At 69.7% G+C, this 20818-nt stretch carries 17 protein-coding genes; 12 read left to right on the forward strand and 5 right to left on the reverse strand.

Features of this window, described 5'->3' with window-relative positions; all coding sequences use genetic code 11:
* Nucleotides 1-8: 8 nt before the first annotated feature.
* The 12 genes from AAIB33_RS04655 (at nucleotide 9) to AAIB33_RS04710 (ending at nucleotide 14731) form a co-directional block, all read left to right on the forward strand.
* Nucleotides 9-467 carry a MarR family transcriptional regulator gene (locus AAIB33_RS04655; RefSeq protein ID WP_345802393.1) on the forward strand — a complete coding sequence of 153 codons (459 nt, stop codon included), beginning with the start codon at nucleotides 9-11 and terminating at the stop codon, nucleotides 465-467.
* 265 nt (nucleotides 468-732) lie between these two features.
* Nucleotides 733-3060 carry a 5'-nucleotidase C-terminal domain-containing protein gene (locus AAIB33_RS04660; protein ID WP_345802394.1) on the forward strand — a complete coding sequence of 776 codons (2328 nt, stop codon included), beginning with the start codon at nucleotides 733-735 and terminating at the stop codon, nucleotides 3058-3060.
* Between the two features lie 225 nt (nucleotides 3061-3285).
* Complete coding sequence (gene uvrA, locus AAIB33_RS04665) at nucleotides 3286-6195, forward strand: excinuclease ABC subunit UvrA (protein WP_345803379.1); 2910 nt, start codon at nucleotides 3286-3288, stop codon at nucleotides 6193-6195.
* Between the two features lie 5 nt (nucleotides 6196-6200).
* On the forward strand, nucleotides 6201-8150 hold the full coding sequence (gene uvrC / locus AAIB33_RS04670; protein WP_345802395.1) for an excinuclease ABC subunit UvrC: 1950 nt from the start codon (nucleotides 6201-6203) through the stop codon (nucleotides 8148-8150).
* 56 nt (nucleotides 8151-8206) lie between these two features.
* On the forward strand, nucleotides 8207-9091 hold the full coding sequence (rapZ, locus tag AAIB33_RS04675; protein WP_345803380.1) for an RNase adapter RapZ: 885 nt from the start codon (nucleotides 8207-8209) through the stop codon (nucleotides 9089-9091).
* 41 nt (nucleotides 9092-9132) lie between these two features.
* Nucleotides 9133-10110: a DNA-binding protein WhiA gene (gene whiA / locus AAIB33_RS04680; protein WP_345802396.1), complete on the forward strand. Its 978-nt coding sequence runs from the start codon at nucleotides 9133-9135 to the stop codon at nucleotides 10108-10110.
* A gap of 160 nt (nucleotides 10111-10270) precedes the next feature.
* On the forward strand, nucleotides 10271-10897 hold the full coding sequence (locus AAIB33_RS04685; protein WP_345802397.1) for a Fe-Mn family superoxide dismutase: 627 nt from the start codon (nucleotides 10271-10273) through the stop codon (nucleotides 10895-10897).
* 104 nt (nucleotides 10898-11001) lie between these two features.
* Entirely contained in the window at nucleotides 11002-12006 is a 1005-nt protein-coding gene (gene gap / locus AAIB33_RS04690; RefSeq protein ID WP_345802398.1) for a type I glyceraldehyde-3-phosphate dehydrogenase, read from the forward strand.
* A 10-nt stretch (nucleotides 12007-12016) separates the two neighbouring features.
* Nucleotides 12017-13231: a phosphoglycerate kinase gene (locus tag AAIB33_RS04695; protein ID WP_345802399.1), complete on the forward strand. Its 1215-nt coding sequence runs from the start codon at nucleotides 12017-12019 to the stop codon at nucleotides 13229-13231.
* On the forward strand, nucleotides 13222-14031 hold the full coding sequence (tpiA, locus tag AAIB33_RS04700; RefSeq protein ID WP_345802400.1) for a triose-phosphate isomerase: 810 nt from the start codon (nucleotides 13222-13224) through the stop codon (nucleotides 14029-14031). Before AAIB33_RS04695 ends, tpiA begins: the two co-directional genes overlap by 10 nt.
* Before the next feature lie 95 nt (nucleotides 14032-14126).
* Nucleotides 14127-14375 (forward strand): preprotein translocase subunit SecG, encoded by a 249-nt coding sequence (secG, locus tag AAIB33_RS04705; protein ID WP_345802401.1) that lies wholly within the window; start codon nucleotides 14127-14129, stop codon nucleotides 14373-14375.
* Nucleotides 14375-14731 (forward strand): RNA polymerase-binding protein RbpA, encoded by a 357-nt coding sequence (locus tag AAIB33_RS04710; protein ID WP_345802402.1) that lies wholly within the window; start codon nucleotides 14375-14377, stop codon nucleotides 14729-14731. Before secG ends, AAIB33_RS04710 begins: the two co-directional genes overlap by 1 nt.
* Nucleotides 14732-14788: 57 nt before the next feature.
* Here AAIB33_RS04710 and pgl read toward each other — a convergent pair whose 3' ends face one another.
* The 5 genes from pgl to tal are packed head-to-tail and all read right to left on the reverse strand — an operon-like array spanning nucleotide 14789 to nucleotide 20814.
* On the reverse strand, nucleotides 14789-15574 hold the full coding sequence (pgl, locus tag AAIB33_RS04715; protein ID WP_345802403.1) for a 6-phosphogluconolactonase: 786 nt from the start codon (nucleotides 15572-15574) through the stop codon (nucleotides 14789-14791).
* Nucleotides 15567-16517, reverse strand: a complete 951-nt coding sequence (locus AAIB33_RS04720; protein ID WP_345802404.1) for a glucose-6-phosphate dehydrogenase assembly protein OpcA — start codon at nucleotides 16515-16517, stop codon at nucleotides 15567-15569. The genes pgl and AAIB33_RS04720 overlap by 8 nt, the downstream gene beginning before the upstream one ends.
* Nucleotides 16514-18064, reverse strand: a complete 1551-nt coding sequence (zwf, locus tag AAIB33_RS04725; protein ID WP_345802405.1) for a glucose-6-phosphate dehydrogenase — start codon at nucleotides 18062-18064, stop codon at nucleotides 16514-16516. Before zwf ends, AAIB33_RS04720 begins: the two co-directional genes overlap by 4 nt.
* Nucleotides 18065-18076: 12 nt before the next feature.
* Nucleotides 18077-19699 carry a glucose-6-phosphate isomerase gene (locus AAIB33_RS04730; protein ID WP_345802406.1) on the reverse strand — a complete coding sequence of 541 codons (1623 nt, stop codon included), beginning with the start codon at nucleotides 19697-19699 and terminating at the stop codon, nucleotides 18077-18079.
* Entirely contained in the window at nucleotides 19696-20814 is a 1119-nt protein-coding gene (gene tal / locus AAIB33_RS04735; protein WP_345802407.1) for a transaldolase, read from the reverse strand. Before tal ends, AAIB33_RS04730 begins: the two co-directional genes overlap by 4 nt.
* Between the last annotated feature and the right edge of the window lie 4 nt (nucleotides 20815-20818).

A 20818-nucleotide genomic window follows, 5' to 3' on the forward strand; every position in this document is an offset into this window, starting at 1 on the left:
ATGGTCCCATGCCTGCGACCGAGGACCTGCTGAAGCTCGACAACCAGCTCTGCTTCGCCCTGGTCACCGCGGCGCGCAACGTCGTCGCGCTCTATCGACCCGTCCTCGAGCCGCTCGGTCTCACGCACCCGCAGTACCTGGTGATGCTGGCGCTCTGGGACGACTCTCCCCTCAGCCTCGGCGAGCTCGCTGAGAAGCTCGCCATGGAGCCCGCGACGCTCTCCCCGCTCGTCAAGCGGCTGGAGGGGCAAGGGCGAGTAGCTCGGACCCGCCGTGCCGACGACGAGCGCGTACTCGACATCACCCTGACCGACGACGGGCGGGCTCTGCGCGAGGAGGCCCTCCAGGTTCCGCAGCAGATCATGGCGCGTACCGGCATGAGTGTCGAGGACGTCGTCGCCCTCCGAGATGGGCTGTCGATGTTCGCGGGTGCGCGGCCCCGATGGAGCGACTCCTCGGCCATTTGACGGTTGTGTGAACTTCTTCTCATCCTCTAGCCGAACTCCCAGCGTCTTCATAGGCTCGGAGGCAGTGCGCCGTCGTCCCCGAACGGTTCGCCGCCGCACGGTCCCTTCGGCCCATGAATGAGGAACAGACATGCGAATCCGGTCACACCCAGACCACACTTCGTCCCACCGCAGCCGCAGACTCGCGGCCGGAGCGGTCACAGCAATAGCAGCGCTCGCTGGAGGTCTCGTCGTCGCCGCACCCGCGCAGGCGGCGGTCACCCAGGTGCAGATCCTGGCGACGAACGACTTCCACGGGCGCATCCTCGACAACACGAGCAACGGCGAGGCGGGAGCCGCGGTGCTCGCCGGCGCCGTGGAGCAGTTGCGCGGCTCCAACCCGAACACGGTCTTCGCGGCGGCGGGCGACCTCATCGGCGCCTCGACGTTCGAATCGTTCATCCAGCATGACAAGCCGACGATCGACGCCCTCAATGCGGCAGGCCTCGAGGTGTCCGCGGTGGGCAACCATGAGCTCGACCAGGGCTACAACGACCTCGTCAACCGCGTCATGGCCCCGTACGACGCGACGAAGAACCCGTACGGCGGCGCGCAGTGGCAGTACATCGCGGCGAACCTGAAGATGAAGGCCACCGGCGACGACGCGGTCCCGGCAACCTGGATCAAGGAGTTCGGCGACGTGAAGGTCGGCTTCGTCGGTGCCGTCACCGAAGAGCTCCCGAGCCTCGTCAGCCCCGCCGGCATCGCCGACATCGACGTGAAGGGCATCGTCACCTCGGTCAACACGGAGGCCGCCGACCTCGTCGCGGAGGGCGCCGACCTCGTCGTGATGCTCGTCCACGAGGGCGCCCCGTCGACCGACTGCGCAACGATGGACGACTCGGGCACATGGGCGAACATCATCAACAACGTCTCGCCCGACGTCGACGCCATCGTCTCGGGTCACACGCACCTGGCGTACAACTGCTCGTTCCCCGTGCAGCAGTGGGTGAACGAGGGTCGCGCAGTGACGGACCGCCCCGTCGTCTCGGCGGGCCAGTACGGCACCAACCTCAACCAGCTCGTCTACTCGGTCGACGGTGCGACGGGCGTGGTCAGCGCGAAGACGCAGGCGATCCTGCCGCTCGAGCACTCCGAGACGGTGCCTCCGACGCCGCCGGCGACGTCCCCGACGACAAAGTGGGTCGCGAACTACCCCGCCGATCCCGCCGTGCAGGCCATCGCCGACGCCGCCGCCAAGCAGGCCGACGTCCTCGGCGCGCAGCCGCTGGGCCAGATCGCCGGCGCCTTCAACCGCGCGCAGGCGCTCAACGCGTCGAATGCCGTGATCGAGAACCGCGGCGGCGAGTCGACGCTCGGCAACCTCGTGGCAGAGGTGCAGCGGTGGGCGACCGAGGCCCCGGAGTCGGGGTCCGCGCAGATCGCCTTCATGAACCCCGGTGGACTGCGGGCCGACATGGTCGGCACCATTCCAGGCGACGGCTCGTTCCCGCGCACGCTGACGTACAAGCAGGCGGCACTCGTCCAGCCCTTCGCGAACACGCTGGTGAACATGCAGCTCACCGGTGCGCAGATCAAGGCGGTGCTCGAGCAGCAGTGGCAGCGGACGATCTACAACGGCGTCCCGACGCGCCCCTTCCTGCGCCTCGGCGTCTCGGAGGGCTTCACGTACACCTACACGCAGAAGGTCGTGCAGGAGCCGCAGCAGAACGACCCGGCCACGCCCGTCGACGAGTCCCTCACGCCGATCAACGAGGCCAAGGGAACCATCACGGGCATGTGGCTCGACGGGACGCCGATCGACCTGAATGCCACCTACTCGGTCACGGTCAACTCGTTCCTCGCGAGCGGGGGCGACAACTTCCGGGAGCTCGCCAACGGCGCCGGAAAGCGTGACACGGGCAAGATCGACCTCTCCGCGATGGTCGATTACATGGCCACGTTCGCCGCGACGACGCCGCTTCCGGTCGACTACGCGCAGCGTGCCGTCCAGGTGCAGTTCCCGGACAGCGCACCCGCGTCGTACGAGCTCGGCGCCAATGTCTCCTTCGATGTGAAGTCGTGGTCGCTCTCGACCGCGGCCGACCTGAAGGATGAGGCGGTGGACGTCTCGTTCGACGGCACGTCGCTCGGCTCGTTCCCGCTCGACAACACGATCGGGACCAGGCTGTACGACGACTACGGCACGACGAGCGTGTCCGTCACCCTGCCCGCGACAGGAACCGTCGGCGCGACGCAGCTCGTGCTGACGGGCTCCACCACCGGCACGAAGGTGATCGTCCCGATCACGACATTCGAGCGCGCGACGTCGACGACCCTCGCGTGGCCGAACAAGATCATCGCCAAGAAGGGATCGGCGGTGCAGTTCACGGTCGAGGTGAAGGCCGGCGGTGCGACGCCGACCGGCACCATCACCATCTACGACCGCGCGACGCCGATCGCGACGGTGACGCTCAGCGAGCAGGACAAGGGCCGCATCAAGGTGAAGCTGCCCGCGCTCGCGAAGGGGCTGCACCTGCTGTGGGCGTCCTACGGTGGCAGCGACACCGTGAAGCCGTCCGACGCGCCCCGCGTTCCCCTCGTCGTCTGGTGACGGGATGATCGCCGCGTGACGCACTGATCACGAGAGGATGCCGCGGGGACACAGCCCCGCGGCATCCGTCTTGATGCCGATCGATCTGCAGGAGCCGTCGCAGTCGAAGCGCGTGCCGGTCGTCGTCTGGTGACGCGTCTTCGCGGCGGGCGAACACGCCCCGGACCGCGTGTCGGAGGCCCCGCCTAGACTTGTCGGGTGCCCATCGTCCCTGTCGCCGTGCCCGTGAACAGCAGTCCCTCGAACACCGTGAAGCCCGGTTCCCTGGGGCAGCTCAGCGTGCGCGGAGCTCGCGTGCACAACCTCAAGGACATCGATCTCGACATCCCGCGCGACTCCCTCGTCGTGTTCACGGGGCTGTCCGGATCGGGCAAGTCCAGCCTCGCGTTCGACACGATCTTCGCCGAGGGTCAGCGCCGCTACGTCGAGTCGCTGAGCGCCTACGCCCGCCAATTCCTGGGCCAGGTCGACCGTCCCGATGTCGACTTCATCGAGGGCCTCAGCCCCGCTGTCTCGATCGACCAGAAGTCGACCAACCGCAACCCGCGCTCGACGGTCGGCACGATCACCGAGATCCACGACTACATGCGCCTGCTGTGGGCGCGGATCGGCATCCCGCACTGTCCCGTCTGCGGCGAGGTCATCCAGCGCCAGACGGTGCAGCAGATCGCCGACCAGCTCATGGAGCTGCCCGAGCGCACCCGCTACCAGATCGTCGCGCCCGTCGTCTCGCAGAAGAAGGGCGAGTTCGTCGACCTCTTCAAAGAGCTCGGCGCGAAGGGCTACGCGCGCGCGATCGTCGACGGCGAGCTCATCCAGCTCGCCGAGCCGCCCGTGCTCAAGAAGAGCTACAAGCACGACATCGCGGTCGTCATCGACCGACTCGTCGCCGGGCCCGACATCCTGAGCCGCGTCACCGACTCCGTCGAGACGGCGCTCGGGCTGGCCGGCGGCATCGTGCAGGTCAACTTCGTCGATGAGGAAGGGGATGCCGCGTGGCAGAGCTTCTCCGAGAAGCTGGCCTGCCCCAACGGCCACCCGCTGCAGCTCACCGAGATCGAGCCGCGCACGTTCTCGTTCAACGCGCCGTTCGGCGCGTGTCCGGCATGCTCGGGCCTCGGCACGCGCATGTCGGTCGACGTCGACCTGATGCTCGGCGACGAGGAGCTGTCGATCCGCGAGGGTGTGCTCATCCCCTGGACGACGCAGGGGAAGGGGCTCTTCCAGTACTACGAGCGCCTCCTCGAGGGACTCGCGAGCGACCTCGGCTTCTCACTCGACACGCCCTGGCGCATGCTCCCGGCGGCGGTCAAGGAGGCCGTGCTCCGCGGCGAGAACTACAAGGTCACCGTCAAGTGGAAGAACCGGTACGGGCGCGAGATGCGCTACTCGTCGGGCTTCGAGGGCGTGGTTCCGTACATCGAGCGGCAGTACCTGCAGGCCGAGTCCGACACGCAGCGCCAGCGCTGGGCCGACTACCTCCGCGAGGTGCCGTGCCCGGTCTGCAACGGCGACCGCCTCAAGCCCGAGGTGCTGGCGGTGCTCGTGCACGGGCATTCGATCGCGGATGCCTCGCGGCTGAGCCTCGCCGAGGCGCAGGAGTACTTCTCCCGCCTCGAGCTCACGCCCCGTGAGGCCGTCATCGCGGCTCAGGTGCTCCGCGAGATCCGACTGCGCCTCGACTTCCTCATCCAGGTCGGGCTCAACTACCTCAATCTCAGCCGGTCGGCCGGCTCGCTCTCCGGCGGCGAGGCGCAGCGCATCCGGCTCGCGACGCAGATCGGCTCGGGTCTCACCGGCGTCCTCTATGTGCTCGACGAGCCGTCCATCGGTCTCCACCAGCGCGACAACCGGCGCCTCATCGAGACGCTCGTGAAGCTCCGCGATCTCGGCAACACGCTCATCGTCGTCGAGCACGACGAGGAGACGATTCACGCGGCGGACTGGATCGTCGACATCGGCCCCCGCGCCGGCGTCGACGGGGGAGAGGTCGTCCACTCCGGCCCGCTCGCGTCGCTCCTCGAGGACCGCGCGTCGATCACGGCCGACTACCTCGCGGGGCGGCGTGAGATCCCGGTTCCGGCGAAGCGCCGCAAGATCGACAAGAGCCGCAAGGTCACGGTGGTCGGCGCCCGCGAGAACAACCTCAAGGACGTCACCGCGGAGTTCCCGCTCGGCGTGCTCACGGCCGTAACGGGCGTGAGCGGCTCGGGCAAGTCCTCGCTCGTCAACGACATCCTGTACGAGGTGCTCGCGACCCGGCTCAACGGCGCCCGCCGCGTCGCCGGCAAGCACACGCGCGTCACGGGAACCGAAGAGCTCGACAAGGTCGTCCACGTCGACCAGGGCCCCATCGGCCGCACGCCGCGCTCGAACCCGGCGACCTACACGGGCGTCTTCGACCGCATCCGCACGCTCTTCAGCGAGACGCCCGAAGCGAAGGTGCGCGGCTACCAGCCGGGCCGGTTCAGCTTCAACGTCAAGGGCGGCCGGTGCGAGGCCTGCGCGGGCGACGGCACGATCAAGATCGAGATGAACTTCCTCCCCGACGTCTACGTCGACTGCGAGGTGTGCCACGGCAAGCGCTACAACCGCGACACCCTGGCCGTCCACTACAAGGGCAAGAACATCGCCGAGGTGCTCGAGATGCCGATCTCGGAGGCCGCCGAGTTCTTCGAGCCGATCCAGGCGATCCACCGCTACCTGCGCACGCTCGTCGACGTCGGCCTCGGCTATGTGCGGCTGGGCCAGTCGGCCACGACGCTCTCGGGCGGCGAGGCGCAGCGCGTCAAGCTCGCGACCGAGCTGCAGCGCCGGTCGAACGGGCGCTCGATCTACGTGCTCGACGAGCCGACGACGGGCCTCCACTTCGAGGACGTGCGCCGCCTGCTCGAGGTGCTCAACGGACTCGTCGACAAGGGCAACACGGTGATCGTGATCGAGCACAACCTCGACGTGATCAAGTCGGCCGACTGGATCATCGACCTCGGTCCCGAGGGCGGCTCCGGCGGTGGAGAGATCATCGCGAAGGGCACGCCCGAGCAGGTCGCGCGCGTCGAGGCGAGTCATACCGGCGCGTTCCTCGCCGAGGTGCTGGCCGGGGCAGCCCCGGCTCCGGTCCGCAAGGCCGGCTGAGCCGGATGGGCGTCGCCACCCGCACCCCGACTGTCGCGTACAAGCCGAAGCCGGGGGAGATCCCCACCAATCCCGGCGTCTACCGCTTCCGTGACGCCGACGGCCGTGTGCTCTACGTCGGCAAGGCGAAGAACCTCCGCGCACGACTGTCGAACTACTTCGCCCCGCTGCACACGCTCCACGAGCGCACGCGGCGGATGGTCACGACCGCGGCATCCGTGGAATGGACCGTCGTCCCCACCGACGTCGACTCGCTGCAGCTCGAGTACCAGTGGATCAAGGAGTTCGACCCGCCCTTCAACGTCCGCTACAAGGACGACAAGTCGTACCCGTTCATGGCGATCACGCTCGCCGACGAGGCGCCCCGAGTCATCGTGACGCGCAACCGCCGCATCAAGGGGGCGAAGTACTTCGGCCCGTACCCCAAGGTATGGGCCGTCCACGACACGATCGACCTCATGATCAAGGTCTTCCCGATCCGGACGTGCAGCGACTCGTCCTACAAGAAGGCCATGGCGACGGGGCGGCCCTGCTTCCCCGGCCAGATCGGCCGCTGCGGCGGTCCGTGCTCGATGAAGGTCACGGTCGAGGAGCACCGCGCGATCGTCGACGACTTCATCGCCTTCATGTCGGGCGGCGATCAGCGGTTCACCCGCGAGCTCACCGCGCGCATGCGCGAGGCCTCCGCCGCGATGGACTACGAGGCGGCCGCGGTCTACCGCGACAAGCTGCAGGCGATCGACGCCGTGCTCAACAAGAGCGCCCTCGTGCTGGCGCCCGACACGGATGCCGATCTCTTCGGCATCGCGGAGGACGAGCTCGCGGCGACCGTGCAGCACTTCGTGATCCGCGGCGGCCGCGTGCGCGGCGTGCGCGCGACGACGATCGAGAAGGAGCTCGACATCACCGGCGCCGAGCTCGTCGACCAGGTGCTGCAGCGCACCTACGGCGGTGCGGCGGAGGCCGACATCCCGAAGCAGGTGCTCGTCCCGGCGCTTCCCGATGACGCCGCCGACCTCGAGGAGTGGCTCCGCGAGCGCCGTGGCCGCAACGTGTCGATCCAGGTGGCGCAGCGCGGCCGCAAGGCCGAGCTGATGAAGACCGCGACGCTCAACGCGCAGCAGGCCCTCATGCTGCACAAGACGCGCCGCACGAGCGACTACGTCGCCCGCACGCAGGCGCTCACCGACCTGCAGGAGGCCCTCGACCTCGCCGAGGCGCCCCTCCGCATCGAGTGCTACGACGTCTCGCACCTCGGCGGCACGAATGTCGTGGCGTCGATGGTGGTCTTCGAGGACGGCCTGCCCCGGAAGGACCAGTACCGCTCGTTCAAGGTCGACGAGACGACCGACGACACCGACTCGCTCTATCAGGTGCTCACGCGCCGCCTGGCCCATGTCGATCGCGACGACGCCCTCTCCGATTCGGAGGAGGGGGAACAGGTCCCCACGGCCCGGGCGCTGAGCGACGCGGCCGTTCTCCAGGAACCGGTCGTGACCGAGCGCCGCCGCCCGCGCTTCGCCTACCGCCCGCAGCTGCTCGTCGTCGACGGCGGCAAGCCCCAGGTCGAGGCCGCCGCCCGCGCGCTGCGCGACGCCGGCCACGAGGAGATCGCGCTGTGCGGCATCGCGAAGCGTCTCGAGGAGGTGTGGCTGCCGGGGGAGGACTTCCCCGTCATCCTGCCCCGGACGAGCGAGGCCCTGTACCTCCTCCAGCGCCTGCGCGACGAGGCGCACCGATTCGCCATCACGCACCAGCGCAAGCGCCGGCGCCGCGACATCCAGAGCGTGCTCGCGGAGGTCCCGGGTCTCGGCGAGGCGCGCATCCGCGCGCTGCTGCGGCACTTCGGCTCCGTCGCCGCCCTCAAGCAGGCCACGGTCGAGCAGATCGAGGAGCTTCCCGGCGTCGGGCCCAAGCTCGCGGCATCCATTCACTCGCATCTGCTCCAGCCGTGAGAGGTCACCCGGCCGCCGCCGAATCGGTAGGCTGAAACCGGATGACGGGGGTGGTCATGACGGAGGATTCACTCCGCGACGCGGGCGAGATTCTGATCGTCACGGGCATGTCGGGTGCGGGGCGGTCGACGGCGGCCGACGCGCTCGAAGACCTCGGCTGGTACGTCGTCGACAACCTCCCGCCGCAGATGCTCAAGCCGCTGCTGGATCTGACCGGACTCGCGGCCGGAGCGCTCCCGCGGGTCGCCGTCGTCGTCGACGTGCGCGGTCGCGATCTCTTCTCGGATCTCCCCGAAGTCACTCGCGCGCTGCGCGACGCGCGTCAGCACCTCCGCGTGCTGTTCCTGGATGCCTCCGACGAGGTCCTCGTCCGCCGCTTCGAGGCCGTTAGGCGCCCGCAGCCGCTGCAGGGCGACGGCACGATCCTCGACGGCATCCACCGTGAGCGCGCGCGCCTCGCCCCCGTGCGCGAGAGCGCCGACCTGATCCTGGACACGTCGGGCTACAACATCCACCAGCTGGCCACGCAGATCGCCGAGCTCTTCGCGGAAGAGGGAGCGGCCAAGCACACGCTGACGATCCAGAGCTTCGGCTTCAAGTACGGCCTGCCGCCGGATGCCGACCTCGTCGCCGACATGCGCTTCCTGCCGAATCCGTTCTGGGACGAGAACCTCCGCCCCTACACGGGCGAAGACGAAGCCGTGCGCGAGTACGTGCTCGAGCAGGACGGCGCGCGCGAGTTCCTGGATGCCTACGCCGCGGCGCTCGTCCCCGTGCTCGCCGGGTATCAGCGGGAGAACAAGCGCCATTCCGTCGTCGCGATCGGCTGCACGGGCGGCAAGCACCGGTCCGTCGTGATGGCCAAGGAGCTCGCCGCGCGGCTCTCGACGCTGCCCGGCGTCGCCGTGCGCGTCAAGCACCGCGACCTCGGCCGCGAGTAGGCTGGACCCTCGTTCCCCCCACCCCCACCACGAGGAGACCCGTGTCGCTGACCGCCGACGTCAAAGCCGAGCTGACCGCCGTCCGCGACCCGCGACCCACCGCGCGCGTCGCCGAGCTGACGTCGCTGCTGCGGTTCTCGGGCGGTCTGCACTCCATCGCGAACCGCGTCGCCGTGGAGGCCGAGCTGGAGTCCGACATCCTCGCGCGCCGCGTCGCGCGCGACCTCGTGGAGATCTACGGCGTCCGCCCCGAGCTCGTGCACGTGCAGGGCTCGGGCGCCCGTTCGGGCAGCCACTACGCCGTGCGCGTCATCGAGGGCGGCGAGACGCTCGCGCGCCAGACGGGCCTCCTCGACCAGCGTCGCCGCCCCGTGCGCGGCCTGCCCAACAAGCTCACGACGGGATCGCGCCCCGACCTCGCCGCCGTGTGGCGAGGAGCCTTCCTGGCGTCCGGATCGCTCAGCGAGCCGGGGCGTTCGGCGGCGCTCGAGATCGCCTGCCCCTCCGGCGAGGCCGCGATGGCCCTCGTCGGAGCCGCCCACCGCCTGGGCATCGCCGCCAAGGCCCGCGAGGTCCGGGGGCTGCCCCGCGTCGTCGTGCGCGAGGCGGAGGCGATCCGGCAGGCCCTCGCCGCGATGGGCGCCGTGCGCGCCGCCACCGAGTGGGACCAGCTGCGCCAGCGCCGCGAGGTGCGCGCCGGCGTCAACCGGCTCGTGAACTTCGACGACGCCAACCTCCGCCGCTCCGCGCAGGCCGCCGTCGCCGCCTGCGCGCGGGTCGAGCGCGCGCTCGAGATCCTCGGTGACGAGGTGCCCGAGCACCTCAAGCAGGCGGGCGACCTCCGTCTCGCGCACCGCGACGCGAGCCTCGACGAGCTCGGCCATCACGCCGACCCGCCCCTCACGAAGGACGCCGTCGCGGGCCGCATCCGCCGCCTCCTCGCGATGGCCGACAAGAAGGCCGAAGTCGACGGCATCCCGGGCACCGAGGCGGCCGTTCCGGCGGGCGCAGCCGACTGACGGATGACGGGATGCCGACGCTTCGGCATCCCGTCCGTTACGGGCTGTCACGCAGGGAAGCAAGCCCTCCGCCCGCGCGTTGCCCCTCACTAGGATGATCTGGTCACCCTCGCTGACGCCGGGGAATCTCCTGGCGCAGCGCCGACAGGAAGAAGAGGATATGGCGAAGTACACGCTGCCCGAACTGCCTTACGACTACGCCGCGCTCGAGCCGCACATCAGCGGCAAGATCATGGAGCTGCACCACAGCAAGCACCACCAGGCTTACGTGACGGGCGCGAACACGGCCCTCGAGCAGCTCGCCGAGGCGCGCGAGAGCGGCAATCTGGCGAACGTCAACAAGCTCGAGAAGGACCTCGCGTTCAACCTCGGCGGCCACGTGAACCACTCGATCTTCTGGACGAACCTGTCGCCCGAGGGCGGCGGACAGCCCGAGGGCGAGCTCGCCGCGGCGATCGACGAGTTCTTCGGCGGCTTCGAGAAGTTCCAGGCGCACTTCACGGCCGCCGCCACCGGCATCCAGGGCTCCGGCTGGGCCGTGCTGAGCTGGGACCCGATCGGCGAGCAGCTCATCATCCAGCAGCTCTTCGACCAGCAGTCCAACACGGCGCAGGGCACGATCCCCGTCTTCCAGCTCGACATGTGGGAGCACGCCTTCTACCTGGACTACCTCAACGTCAAGGCCGACTACGTCAAGGCCGTGTGGAACATCGCGAACTGGCAGAACGTCGCGCAGCGCCTCGACGCCGCCCGCGAGAAGACCGCGGGCCTGCTGGTACTGTCATAGCAAGTGCGGCCGTCCCGGCGGGATCGCCGCCGGGACGCCGTTGTCCACTCGTCTGAAACTGCAACAACCGCGCACGCGCGCATGACACCTTCAGGAGAAATTCCGTGACTGTCAAGATCGGAATCAACGGCTTCGGCCGCATCGGACGCAACTACCTCCGCGCGGCTCTCGCGCAGGGCGCTGACCTCGACATCGTCGCGGTCAACGACCTCACCGACAACAAGACGCTCGCCCACCTGCTGAAGTACGACTCGATCCTCGGCCGTCTCGACCAGGAGGTCTCGTACACCGAGGACTCGATCACGGTCGGCGACAAGACGATCAAGGTCTTCGAGGAGCGCGACCCCGCGAACCTCCCCTGGGGCGAGCTCGGCGTCGACATCGTCATCGAGTCGACCGGGCGCTTCACCAAGGCCGCGGACGCCGGCAAGCACATCGCCGGTGGCGCCAAGAAGGTGCTCATCTCCGCTCCCGCCTCGGGCGAGGACGGCACGTTCGTCATCGGCGCGAACGAGGACCAGTACGACCCGGAGAACCACCACATCATCTCCAACGCGTCGTGCACGACGAACTGCCTCGCGCCGCTCGCCAAGGTGCTGAACGATGAGTTCGGCATCGTCAAGGGCCTCATGACGACGGTGCACGCGTACACCGCCGACCAGAACCTGCAGGACGGCCCGCACAGCGACCTGCGCCGTGCCCGCGCCGCCGCGCTCAACATCGTCCCCACCTCGACGGGTGCCGCGAAGGCCATCGGCCTGGTGCTGCCGGAGCTCAAGGGCAAGCTCGACGGCTTCGCCCTCCGCGTCCCGGTCCCCACCGGCTCGGCGACCGACCTCACGGTCGAGCTCGAGCGCGAGGTCTCGGTCGACGAGATCAAGGCCGCCTACAAGGCCGCCGCCGAGGGCCCCCTCAAGGGCATCCTCAAGTACACCGAGGACGAGATCGTCTCGAGCGACATCGTCACCGACGACCACTCCTGCATCTTCGACGCCGGCCTCACCCGCGTCATCGGCAACCAGGTCAAGGTCGTCGGCTGGTACGACAACGAGTGGGGCTACTCCAACCGCCTCGTCGACCTCACCGAGATCGTCGCCTCGAAGCTCTGATCGCATAATCATGGCTCTGCGCACCCTCGACACGCTGGGTTCGCTGGCCGGCAAGCGCGTCATCGTCCGTGCTGACCTCAATGTGCCTCTCCAGGCCGGGGTCATCACGGACGATGGCCGTGTGCGGGCCACGCTCCCCACGCTGAACGCCCTCATCAACCAGGGCGCCCGCGTCATCGTCTGCTCGCACCTCGGTCGTCCCGACGGTGCTCCCGACCCCAAGTACAGCCTCGAGCCGGTCGCCCAGCGCCTGTCGGAGCTCCTCGGCAAGCCCGTCGCGTTCGCGCGCGACACCGTGGGCGAATCCGCCCACGAGGCCGCCGACGCCCTCCAGGACGGCGACGTCGCGGTCATCGAGAACCTGCGGTTCAACGCGGGCGAGACGGCGAAGGACGAGGCTGAGCGCCGCGCCTTCGCCGAGCAGCTGGCGGAGCTCGGCGACGTGCTCGTGTCGGACGGCTTCGGCGTCGTCCACCGCAAGCAGGCGTCGGTCTACGAGCTCGCGCAGATCCTTCCCTCGGCCGCCGGCTTCCTGATCGAGAAGGAGGTCGACGTCTCAGGCCGCCTGACCGAGAACCCCGAGCGCCCCTACGCCGTCGTCCTCGGCGGGTCGAAGGTCAGCGACAAGCTGGGCGTCATCGAGCACCTGCTGCCGCGCGTCGACAAGCTGCTCATCGGCGGCGGCATGATGTTCACCTTCCTCAAGGCCGAAGGCCACGAGGTCGGCGCGAGCCTCCTCGAGGAGGACCAGCTCGATACCGTCCGCGGCTACATCGCGACGGCGAAGGAGCGCGGCGTCGAGCTCGTGCTCCCTGTCGACGCTGTCGTGGCGGCCTCCTTCTCGGCGGATGCCGAGCACGTCGTGGCACCCGCGTCGGCACTGGAGGACACGGCGTTCGGCGCTTCGGGGCTCGGTCTCGACATCGGGCCCGAGACGGCGGCGCAGTTCGCCGACGTCATCCGCAGCAGCACCACGGTCTTCTGGAACGGACCGATGGGCGTCTTCGAGATGCCGGCGTTCGCGGCCGGCACGAAGGCGGTCGCGCAGGCCCTCACCGAGGCCCGCGGTCTCACCGTCGTCGGCGGCGGAGACTCCGCCGCGGCCGTCCGTCAGCTCGGCTTCGCCGACGACCAGTTCGGCCACATCTCGACGGGCGGCGGCGCCAGCCTCGAGTTCCTCGAGGGCAAGAAGCTCCCCGGACTGGAGGTCCTCGGATGGCAGTGAACCTTCGACCGGCTCAGGGGCCGCGTCTCCCGCTCATCGCGGGCAACTGGAAGATGAACCTCGACCACCTGCAGGCTGTCGCGTTCGTGCAGAAGCTGCACTGGACGCTCAAGGACGCCAAGCACGAGGACGGCTCGGTCGAGGTCGCGGTCTTCCCGCCCTTCACCGATCTGCGCACGGTGCAGACGCTCCTCGACGCCGACAAGATCCCGTTCGCCCTCGGCGCGCAGGACGTGTCGGCGCAGGACTCGGGCGCGTACACGGGTGAGATCTCGGGAGCGTTCCTCGCGAAGCTCGACGCCCGGTACGTGATCATCGGCCACTCCGAGCGCCGGCAGTACCACGCCGAGACCGACGAGGTCGTGGCGGGCAAGGTGCAGGCCGCCCTGCGCCACGGGCTCGTGCCGGTGATCTGCGTGGGAGAGACGCTGGAGCAGCGCGAGGAGTCGGGGCCGACTGCGGTCTCCGTCGAGCAGCTGGAGGCTGCGCTGGCGGGTGTGCCCGCCGACGCAGACTTCGTCGTCGCCTACGAGCCCGTCTGGGCCATCGGCACCGGTCAGGTCGCCTCGCCCGAGCAGGCGCAGGAGGTGTGTGGGAAGCTGCGCGAGGTCATCGCCGAGAAGCTGGGACAGGATGCCGCCTCCCGCACGCGCGTGCTCTACGGCGGCTCGGTGAAGTCGGGCAACATCGCGAGCTTCATGCGCGAGCCCGACGTCGACGGAGCCCTCGTGGGCGGTGCGAGCCTCGTGGTCGACGAATTCGCCGCGATCGTCCGCTACCAGAAGCACGTCGGAGTCTGACCCGGCCCGGTATACTCGTCCTTTGTGCGACCGGAAGGCCGCACCTCCATGCTCGTGCGGTCCATGAGAGATCGCAGCGAAAGGCTTCAACGACAGTGCAGATCCTCGAGTTCGTCCTGCAGGTGCTCCTCGGCATCACGAGTCTCCTGCTGACCCTTCTGATCCTGCTCCACAAGGGTCGCGGCGGTGGCCTCTCCGACATGTTCGGCGGCGGGCTCACGTCCGCCCTCGGCTCGTCGGGCCTCGCGGAGCGCAACCTCAACCGGTTCACGGTGATCCTCGCCCTCGCGTGGTTCATCTCCATCGTGGCCCTCGGCCTCATCACGAAGTTCCAGGGCATCTGATGGCGACCGGAGGCAACGCGATCCGCGGCACGCGCGTCGGCGCAGGCCCCATGGGGGAGCAGGACCACGGCTTCCACGCCGAGCGCATCTCGATCTCGTACTGGGACGCCCTCGGCAACGAGACGGTGCGCTACTTCGCGGCGGGCATCCCCGACGAGGAGATCCCCGACGTCATCGACTCGCCGCACTCGGGTCTTCCCGCGGGCCGCGACAAGGAGAACCCGCCGGCGGTCGCCAAGACCGAACCGTACAAGACGCACCTCGCGTACGTGAAGGAGCGCCGCACCGAGGAAGAGGCCGAGGCCCTTCTCGACGACGCCCTCACTCAGCTGCGTCAGCGTCGCGGCGAGAGCTGAGAGACAGACGAAAAGAAGGGCCGCCCGAGAGGGCGGCCCTTCTTCGTGTGTCCTGTGTCAGTACTCGCCGGTGATGAGCTCGTGCGGCACCTGTGAGGCGGCGGCTTCGTCGACGAAGAAGATCGTCCGACGACGGCCCTTGGCGCCCGCTGCCGGCACGCTGTGGTAGCTCGCACCCGCGAGCGCGAGGCCGAGCGCCGACGCCTTGTCGGTGCCCGACAGCACGAGCCAGACGCGCTGCGACGCGTTGATGACCGGACGCGTCATGGTGACGCGCTCGGGCGGCGGCTTGGGCGAGTCGCGCACGGGAAGCACCGCCCTCTCGGTCACCCGGATCTCGGGCCGGTCGGGGAAGAGCGACGCGATGTGCGCGTCGGGCCCGACGCCGAGGAAGCAGATGTCGAACGACGGCCACGCCTCGGCTCCGCCCTCGGGTCCGAACCGCGCGAGCTCTGCCGCGTACGCCGCGGCAGCGGCATCCAGATCGATCCCGTCGTCGCTCGCCGCGATCGCGTGGATGTTGGCACCGGGGAGGTCGAGGGTGTCGAGGAGGGCCTCGCGTGCCTGCTTCTCGTTGCGATCGGCGTCGGCGCGGGGCACGAAGCGCTCGTCGCTCCACCAGAAGTGGACGCGCGACCAGTCGACCTTGCCGAGACGCGGGTGGCGCGCGGCGGCGGCGAGCACGGCCGAGCCCATCGATCCGCCCGTGAGCGAGACGTGGGCGTCACGCCCTTCCTCGGTGATCTTGGCGAGTCGGTTGAGGAGCCGAGCGGCCACCGAATCCGCGAGCGTCGCGGGATCGGGGCTGATCACGACCCGCTTCTCGCTCCAGAACTCAGCCATTCGTCTCCTGCGACACGGGCGGCCCCACGAGCTGCCATCCCTCGGTGATCACTCGACCATACAGGAGGTCGGGATCGAGCCTGCGGAGCTCCTCGGCGAGACATTCCCGCAGCGTGCGGCGGGGGAGGACCAGGTCGTGTTCGGGCTGACCGGGCTGGCTCAGGCACGCGATGGCGGGCGAGGAGCGCTCGAGCACGATCTCGCCGCTCTCGCGCACGAGCCGCACCGACTTGATGCCGTCGTGCCATTCGTCGGGCTCGAGATAGCGCCAGTCGACCGGGACGTCCAGCATGAGACGCAGCCACGCGGCGAGGAGCGCCGTCGACGGCGAGCTGCTCGCGCCCCGCACCTCGACCGCCGTGATCGTCTCGTACGGCGGCTGGTCGAGCACCGCCGCGAGCTGCTCGCGCCAGTGCGTCAGACGCGTCCAGGCGAGGTCGGTGTCGCCCGGCGCGTGGTTGTCGCCGAGGTGCGCGAGACGCAGCTTCTCGTACGGGCGGGTCGAGGCATCCGTGATCCGTCGCTGGGCGATCCGGCCGAGCGGCGATGCGGAAGGGACGGCGGGCGGGTTGTCGGGCCACCAGACGACGACGGGCGCGTCGGGGAGCAGGAGCCCCGTCACGAGGCTCTCCGTGTTGGATGCCGCCGGCCCGTAGGCCTGCAGCACGACGACCTCGCTCGCGCCGGCGTCGCCGCCCACGCGGATCTGGGCGTCGAGGCGCGGCTCCGCCTCGCGGTCGCCGAACATCAGCACGATGACGCGCATGGGATGCTCGCGCGACGCGTCGTTGGCGGCCTCGATGGCCTCCTCCTCGGCGCCGTGCCGCGTGGCGATGACGAGCGTCAGCACGCGGCCCAGCGCGACGGCGCCGCCCTCCTCGCGCACGTCGATGAGCGCGCGCGAGATCTTGCTGACGGTGGTGTCGGGGAGTTCGATGATCACGGCCGCCTCCAGGTTCGTCCGTCGCGGGCCAGGAGTTCGTCGGCGGATGCCGGACCCCACGAGCCGGGGGAGTACTGGTCGAGCGGGCCGCCCTGCTTCGCCCAGAACTTCTCGAACGGGTCGAGGATCTTCCAGGACAGCTCGACCTCCTCGTGCCGCGGGAAGAGCGGCGGGTCGCCCAGCAGGACGTCGAGGATGAGACGCTCATAGGCCTCGGGGCTCGCCTCCGTGAAGGCGTGGCCGTAGCCGAAGTCCATCGTCACGTCGCGCACCTGCGATCCCGCGCCCGGCACCTTCGAGCCGAAGCGCAGCGTCACGCCCTCATCGGGCTGCACGCGGATGACGAGCGCGTTCTGGCCGAGCTCCGACGTCTGGCTGCGCGAGAACAGGTGCTGCGGCGCGCGCTTGAAGACGACCGCGATCTCGGTGACGCGGCGGCCGAGGCGCTTGCCCGTCCTGAGGTAGAACGGCACGCCCGCCCACCGGCGTGTGTTGATCTCGAGCTTGAGGGCCGCGTAGGTCTCGGTCGTGGAGTCGGGTGCCATGCCGTCCTCCTCGAGGAAGCCGAGCACCTTCTCGCCGCCCTGCCAGCCGCCCGCGTACTGTCCGCGCGCGGCGGCGAGCGAGAGGTCCTCGGGCACCGTGACGGCGGCGAGCACCTTCTCCTTCTCGGCCCGGAGGTCAGCCGCGTTGAAGGTGATGGGCTCCTCCATGGCCGTCAGGGCCATGAGCTGCAGGAGGTGGTTCTGGATGACGTCGCGCGCCGCGCCGACGCCGTCGTAGTAGCCCGCTCGCCCGCCCACGCCGATGTCCTCGGCCATCGTGATCTGTACGTGGTCGACGTAGTTGCGGTTCCAGATCGGCTCGTACAGCTCGTTCGCGAAGCGCAGCGCCAGGATGTTCTGGACCGTCTCCTTGCCGAGGTAGTGGTCGATGCGGAAGATCGAGTCGGTCGGGAACGTCGAGCGGAGCACGTCGTTCAGCGCGCGCGCCGACTCGAGGTCGTGGCCGAACGGCTTCTCGATGACGACGCGGCGCCAGCGGTCGGGCTGGTCGGCCGTGTCGTCGACGAGGCCCGACGACTTCAGCTGCGCGGCCACCTCGGCGAACGCCTTCGGCGGGATCGACAGGTAGTAGGCGTGGTTGCCCATCGTGCCGCGCTCGACGTCGAGCTTCTCGACCGTCTCGCGCAGGCGACGGAACGCCTCGGGGTCGTCGAACGTGCCCGACACGAAGCGGATGCCCTGGAGCAGCTGCTTCCACGTCTCTTCGCGGTACTCCGTCCGCGCGTGCTTCTTGACCGCCTCGTGCACGACTTCGGCGAAGTCCTGGTCCTCCCAGTCGCGGCGTGCGAAGCCGACGAGCGCGAAGCCCGGGGGCAGCAGACCGCGGTTGGCGAGGTCGTACACGGCGGGCATGAGCTTCTTGCGGGAGAGGTCTCCCGTCACGCCGAAGATGACGAGCGCGCTCGGACCGGCGATGCGGTTGAGGCGGCGGTCGTCGGGGTCGCGCAGGGGGTTGTGCCCGCGCGAGATCTCCTCAGTCATCGGATGGTGCTCCTACTGGGCGGCCTCGAAGAGCGCGAGCACCTCGGGCTGGGGGTCGGTGAGGGTGATGGTGACGACGGGGCGGCCGTGGCCCTTCGAGAGGACCGACGCGTCGCCCGCGGCCTGAGCCTCGATGAGCTGGCCGAAGGTGAACGGGCGTCCGGGGATCTCGAGGTCCACGTCGGTGCGCTCGAGGATCTGCAGGAACACTCCGTTGGCGGGGCCGCCCTTGTGGTACTGCCCCGTCGAGTGGAGGAACCGCGGTCCCCACCCGAACGTCGTCGGACGGCCCGAGTCGGCCGCGATGAGCTCGCGCAGCCCCTCCAGGTGCGGCAGCTCGAGCCGGTCGACGTAGGCCTGGATCGCGACGTAGCCGTCCTCCGGCACCTGCGCCCAGAGCGCGTCGAGCACGCCCGCGACCGTGCCCGACACGGCGAGGGCCGGGTCGGAGACGCGCACCTCGACGCCGTCGACCGCGAAGGCCGGGGCGGACGGCTCGGGACGCGCGTCCAGGAGCCCACGGGCCGCCGCCTTGGCGGACTCGACGTCGGGCTGGTCGAAGGGGTTGATCCCCAGCATCCGTCCCGCGATCGCCGTGGCGTACTCCCAGACGATGAACTGTCCGCCCAGCGATCCGCTCACGAGGATCTCGCCCTCGTGACGCTCCCGGAAGTGGAACTCGTTCGCCTCGTCCACGAACCGCACGATCTGCAGGTCGGCGGGCTTCGCCTCGATCTCGGGCGACACGGGGAGGAGGACGACGGGCAGGATGCCGGTGCCCTCCTTGCCGGTCGACTCCGCCACGAGCTGCTCGATCCAGTCGGGCAGGCCCACGATGTGGGTGCCGTCGGTGACCAGGCCGAGCTTGTCGCGGCGCGGGTCACCGCCGGCGATCGCCGCGGCCAGGACGAGCGCCGGGTTGTCGGGGCTGTCGATCGCGACCTCGAGCAGCGAGGCCTCCGCCTCGTCGAGCAGCTCGGTGAGGTCGGCGCCGGCCAGCCCCGACGGCACGAGCCCGAAGGCCGTGAGTGCCGAGTAGCGGCCGCCGACGGTCGGGTCGGCGTTGAAGACGCGGTAGCCCTCCGCGCGCGCCGACTCGTCGAGCGGCGAGCCCGGGTCGGTCACGACGACGATGCGCTCCACCGGGTCGATGCCGAGGTCGCGCCAGGCGGCCTCGAACGCGCGCTTCGCCGAGTCGGTCTCGACCGTGGAGCCCGACTTCGACGAGACGACGAGCGCCGTCTGGGACAGGCCGCCGCTTTCGGAGTCCCCGTCGATCGCGGCGAGCACCTGGCCCGGTGCCGTCGAGTCGAGGATGACGAGCGGCACGCCCGCGGTCTGCGCGATGACCTCGGGGGCGAGCGACGAGCCACCCATCCCCGCGAGGACGATGCGCGTGACGCCCTTGGACCGCAGCTCGTCGCGGAGCGCGACGATCTCGGGGACGAGCGGGCGCGAGACGCTGACCGCCTCGACCCATCCGAGGCGCTTGGATGCCTCGTCCTCCGCGGCCTCACCCCAGAGGGTGGGGTCGCCGGCGGTGACGCCCGACGCGACGAGGTCGGCGACGAGACCGGGCAGCGTCTGGTCGACGACCGACTTGACGTGCCCGGTCAGGTGGAGCTGGAAGCTCACCGGGCGGCCTCCGGAGCCGCTGCGAGCGCCGCGGTGACGGTGTCCTTGAGCTCGTGCCACGAGACGATGAACTTCTCGACGCCCTCGTCCTCGAGCACCTGGGTGACGTCGGCGAAGTCGACGCCGACGGAGGCGAGCTGGTCGAACACGCCGTGCGCGTCGGCGTAGTTGCCCGTGACGGTGTCGCCCTGGATCTCGCCGTGGTCGAACGTCGCCTCGAGCGTCTTCTCCGGCATCGTGTTGACGGTGCCGGGCGCGACGAGCTCGGTGACGTAGAGGGTGTCGGGCAGCGACGGGTCCTTCACGCCGGTCGAGGCCCACAGCGGCCGCTGCACGTTGGCGCCGGCATCCGTCAGCGCCTTGGCGCGGTCGGTGGCGAACTCCTTCTCGTACAGCTCGTAGGCCAGGCGCGCGTTCGCGACGCCGGCCTTCGACTTGAGCGCCTCGGCCTCGGGCGTGCCGATGGCGGCGAGGCGCTTGTCGACCTCGGTGTCCACGCGCGAGACGAAGAACGACGCGACGGAGTGGATCGTCGAGAGGTCGTGGCCCGCGGCCTTGGCCTGCTCGAGGCCCGCGAGGTAGGCCTCGATGACCTCGGCGTAGCGCTCCAGGCTGAAGATGAGCGTGACGTTGACGCTGATGCCCTCGGCGATGACAGCCGTGATCGCGGGCAGGCCGGCCTTCGTCGCGGGGATCTTGATGTGGACGTTCGGACGGTCGACCGTCTTCCACAGCTCCTTCGCCTGCGCGACCGTCGCGTCGGTGTCGTGGGCGAGGTCGGGGGAGACCTCGATCGACACGCGGCCGTCGACGCCGTTCGTGGCGTCGTAGACGGGGCGGAAGACGTCGGCCGCGTCGCGCACGTCGTCGGTCGTGACCTGGAAGATCGCGTCGTCGGTCGACGAGCCCTTCGAGGCGAGGTCGGCGACCTGCGACTCGTACGCGTGGCCCTTCGACAGCGCGGTGGCGAAGATCGTCGGGTTCGTCGTGACGCCGGTCACGTTGCGGTTCGCGATCAGGTCGGCGAGGTTGCCCGTCGTGATCCGCTCACGGGACAGGTCGTCGAGCCAGATGCTCACGCCCTCGGCGGTCAGCTTCTCGGTGGGAGTGCTCATGCGT

Source organism: Microbacterium sp. AZCO, assembly GCF_039614715.1.
Taxonomy (GTDB): domain Bacteria; phylum Actinomycetota; class Actinomycetes; order Actinomycetales; family Microbacteriaceae; genus Microbacterium.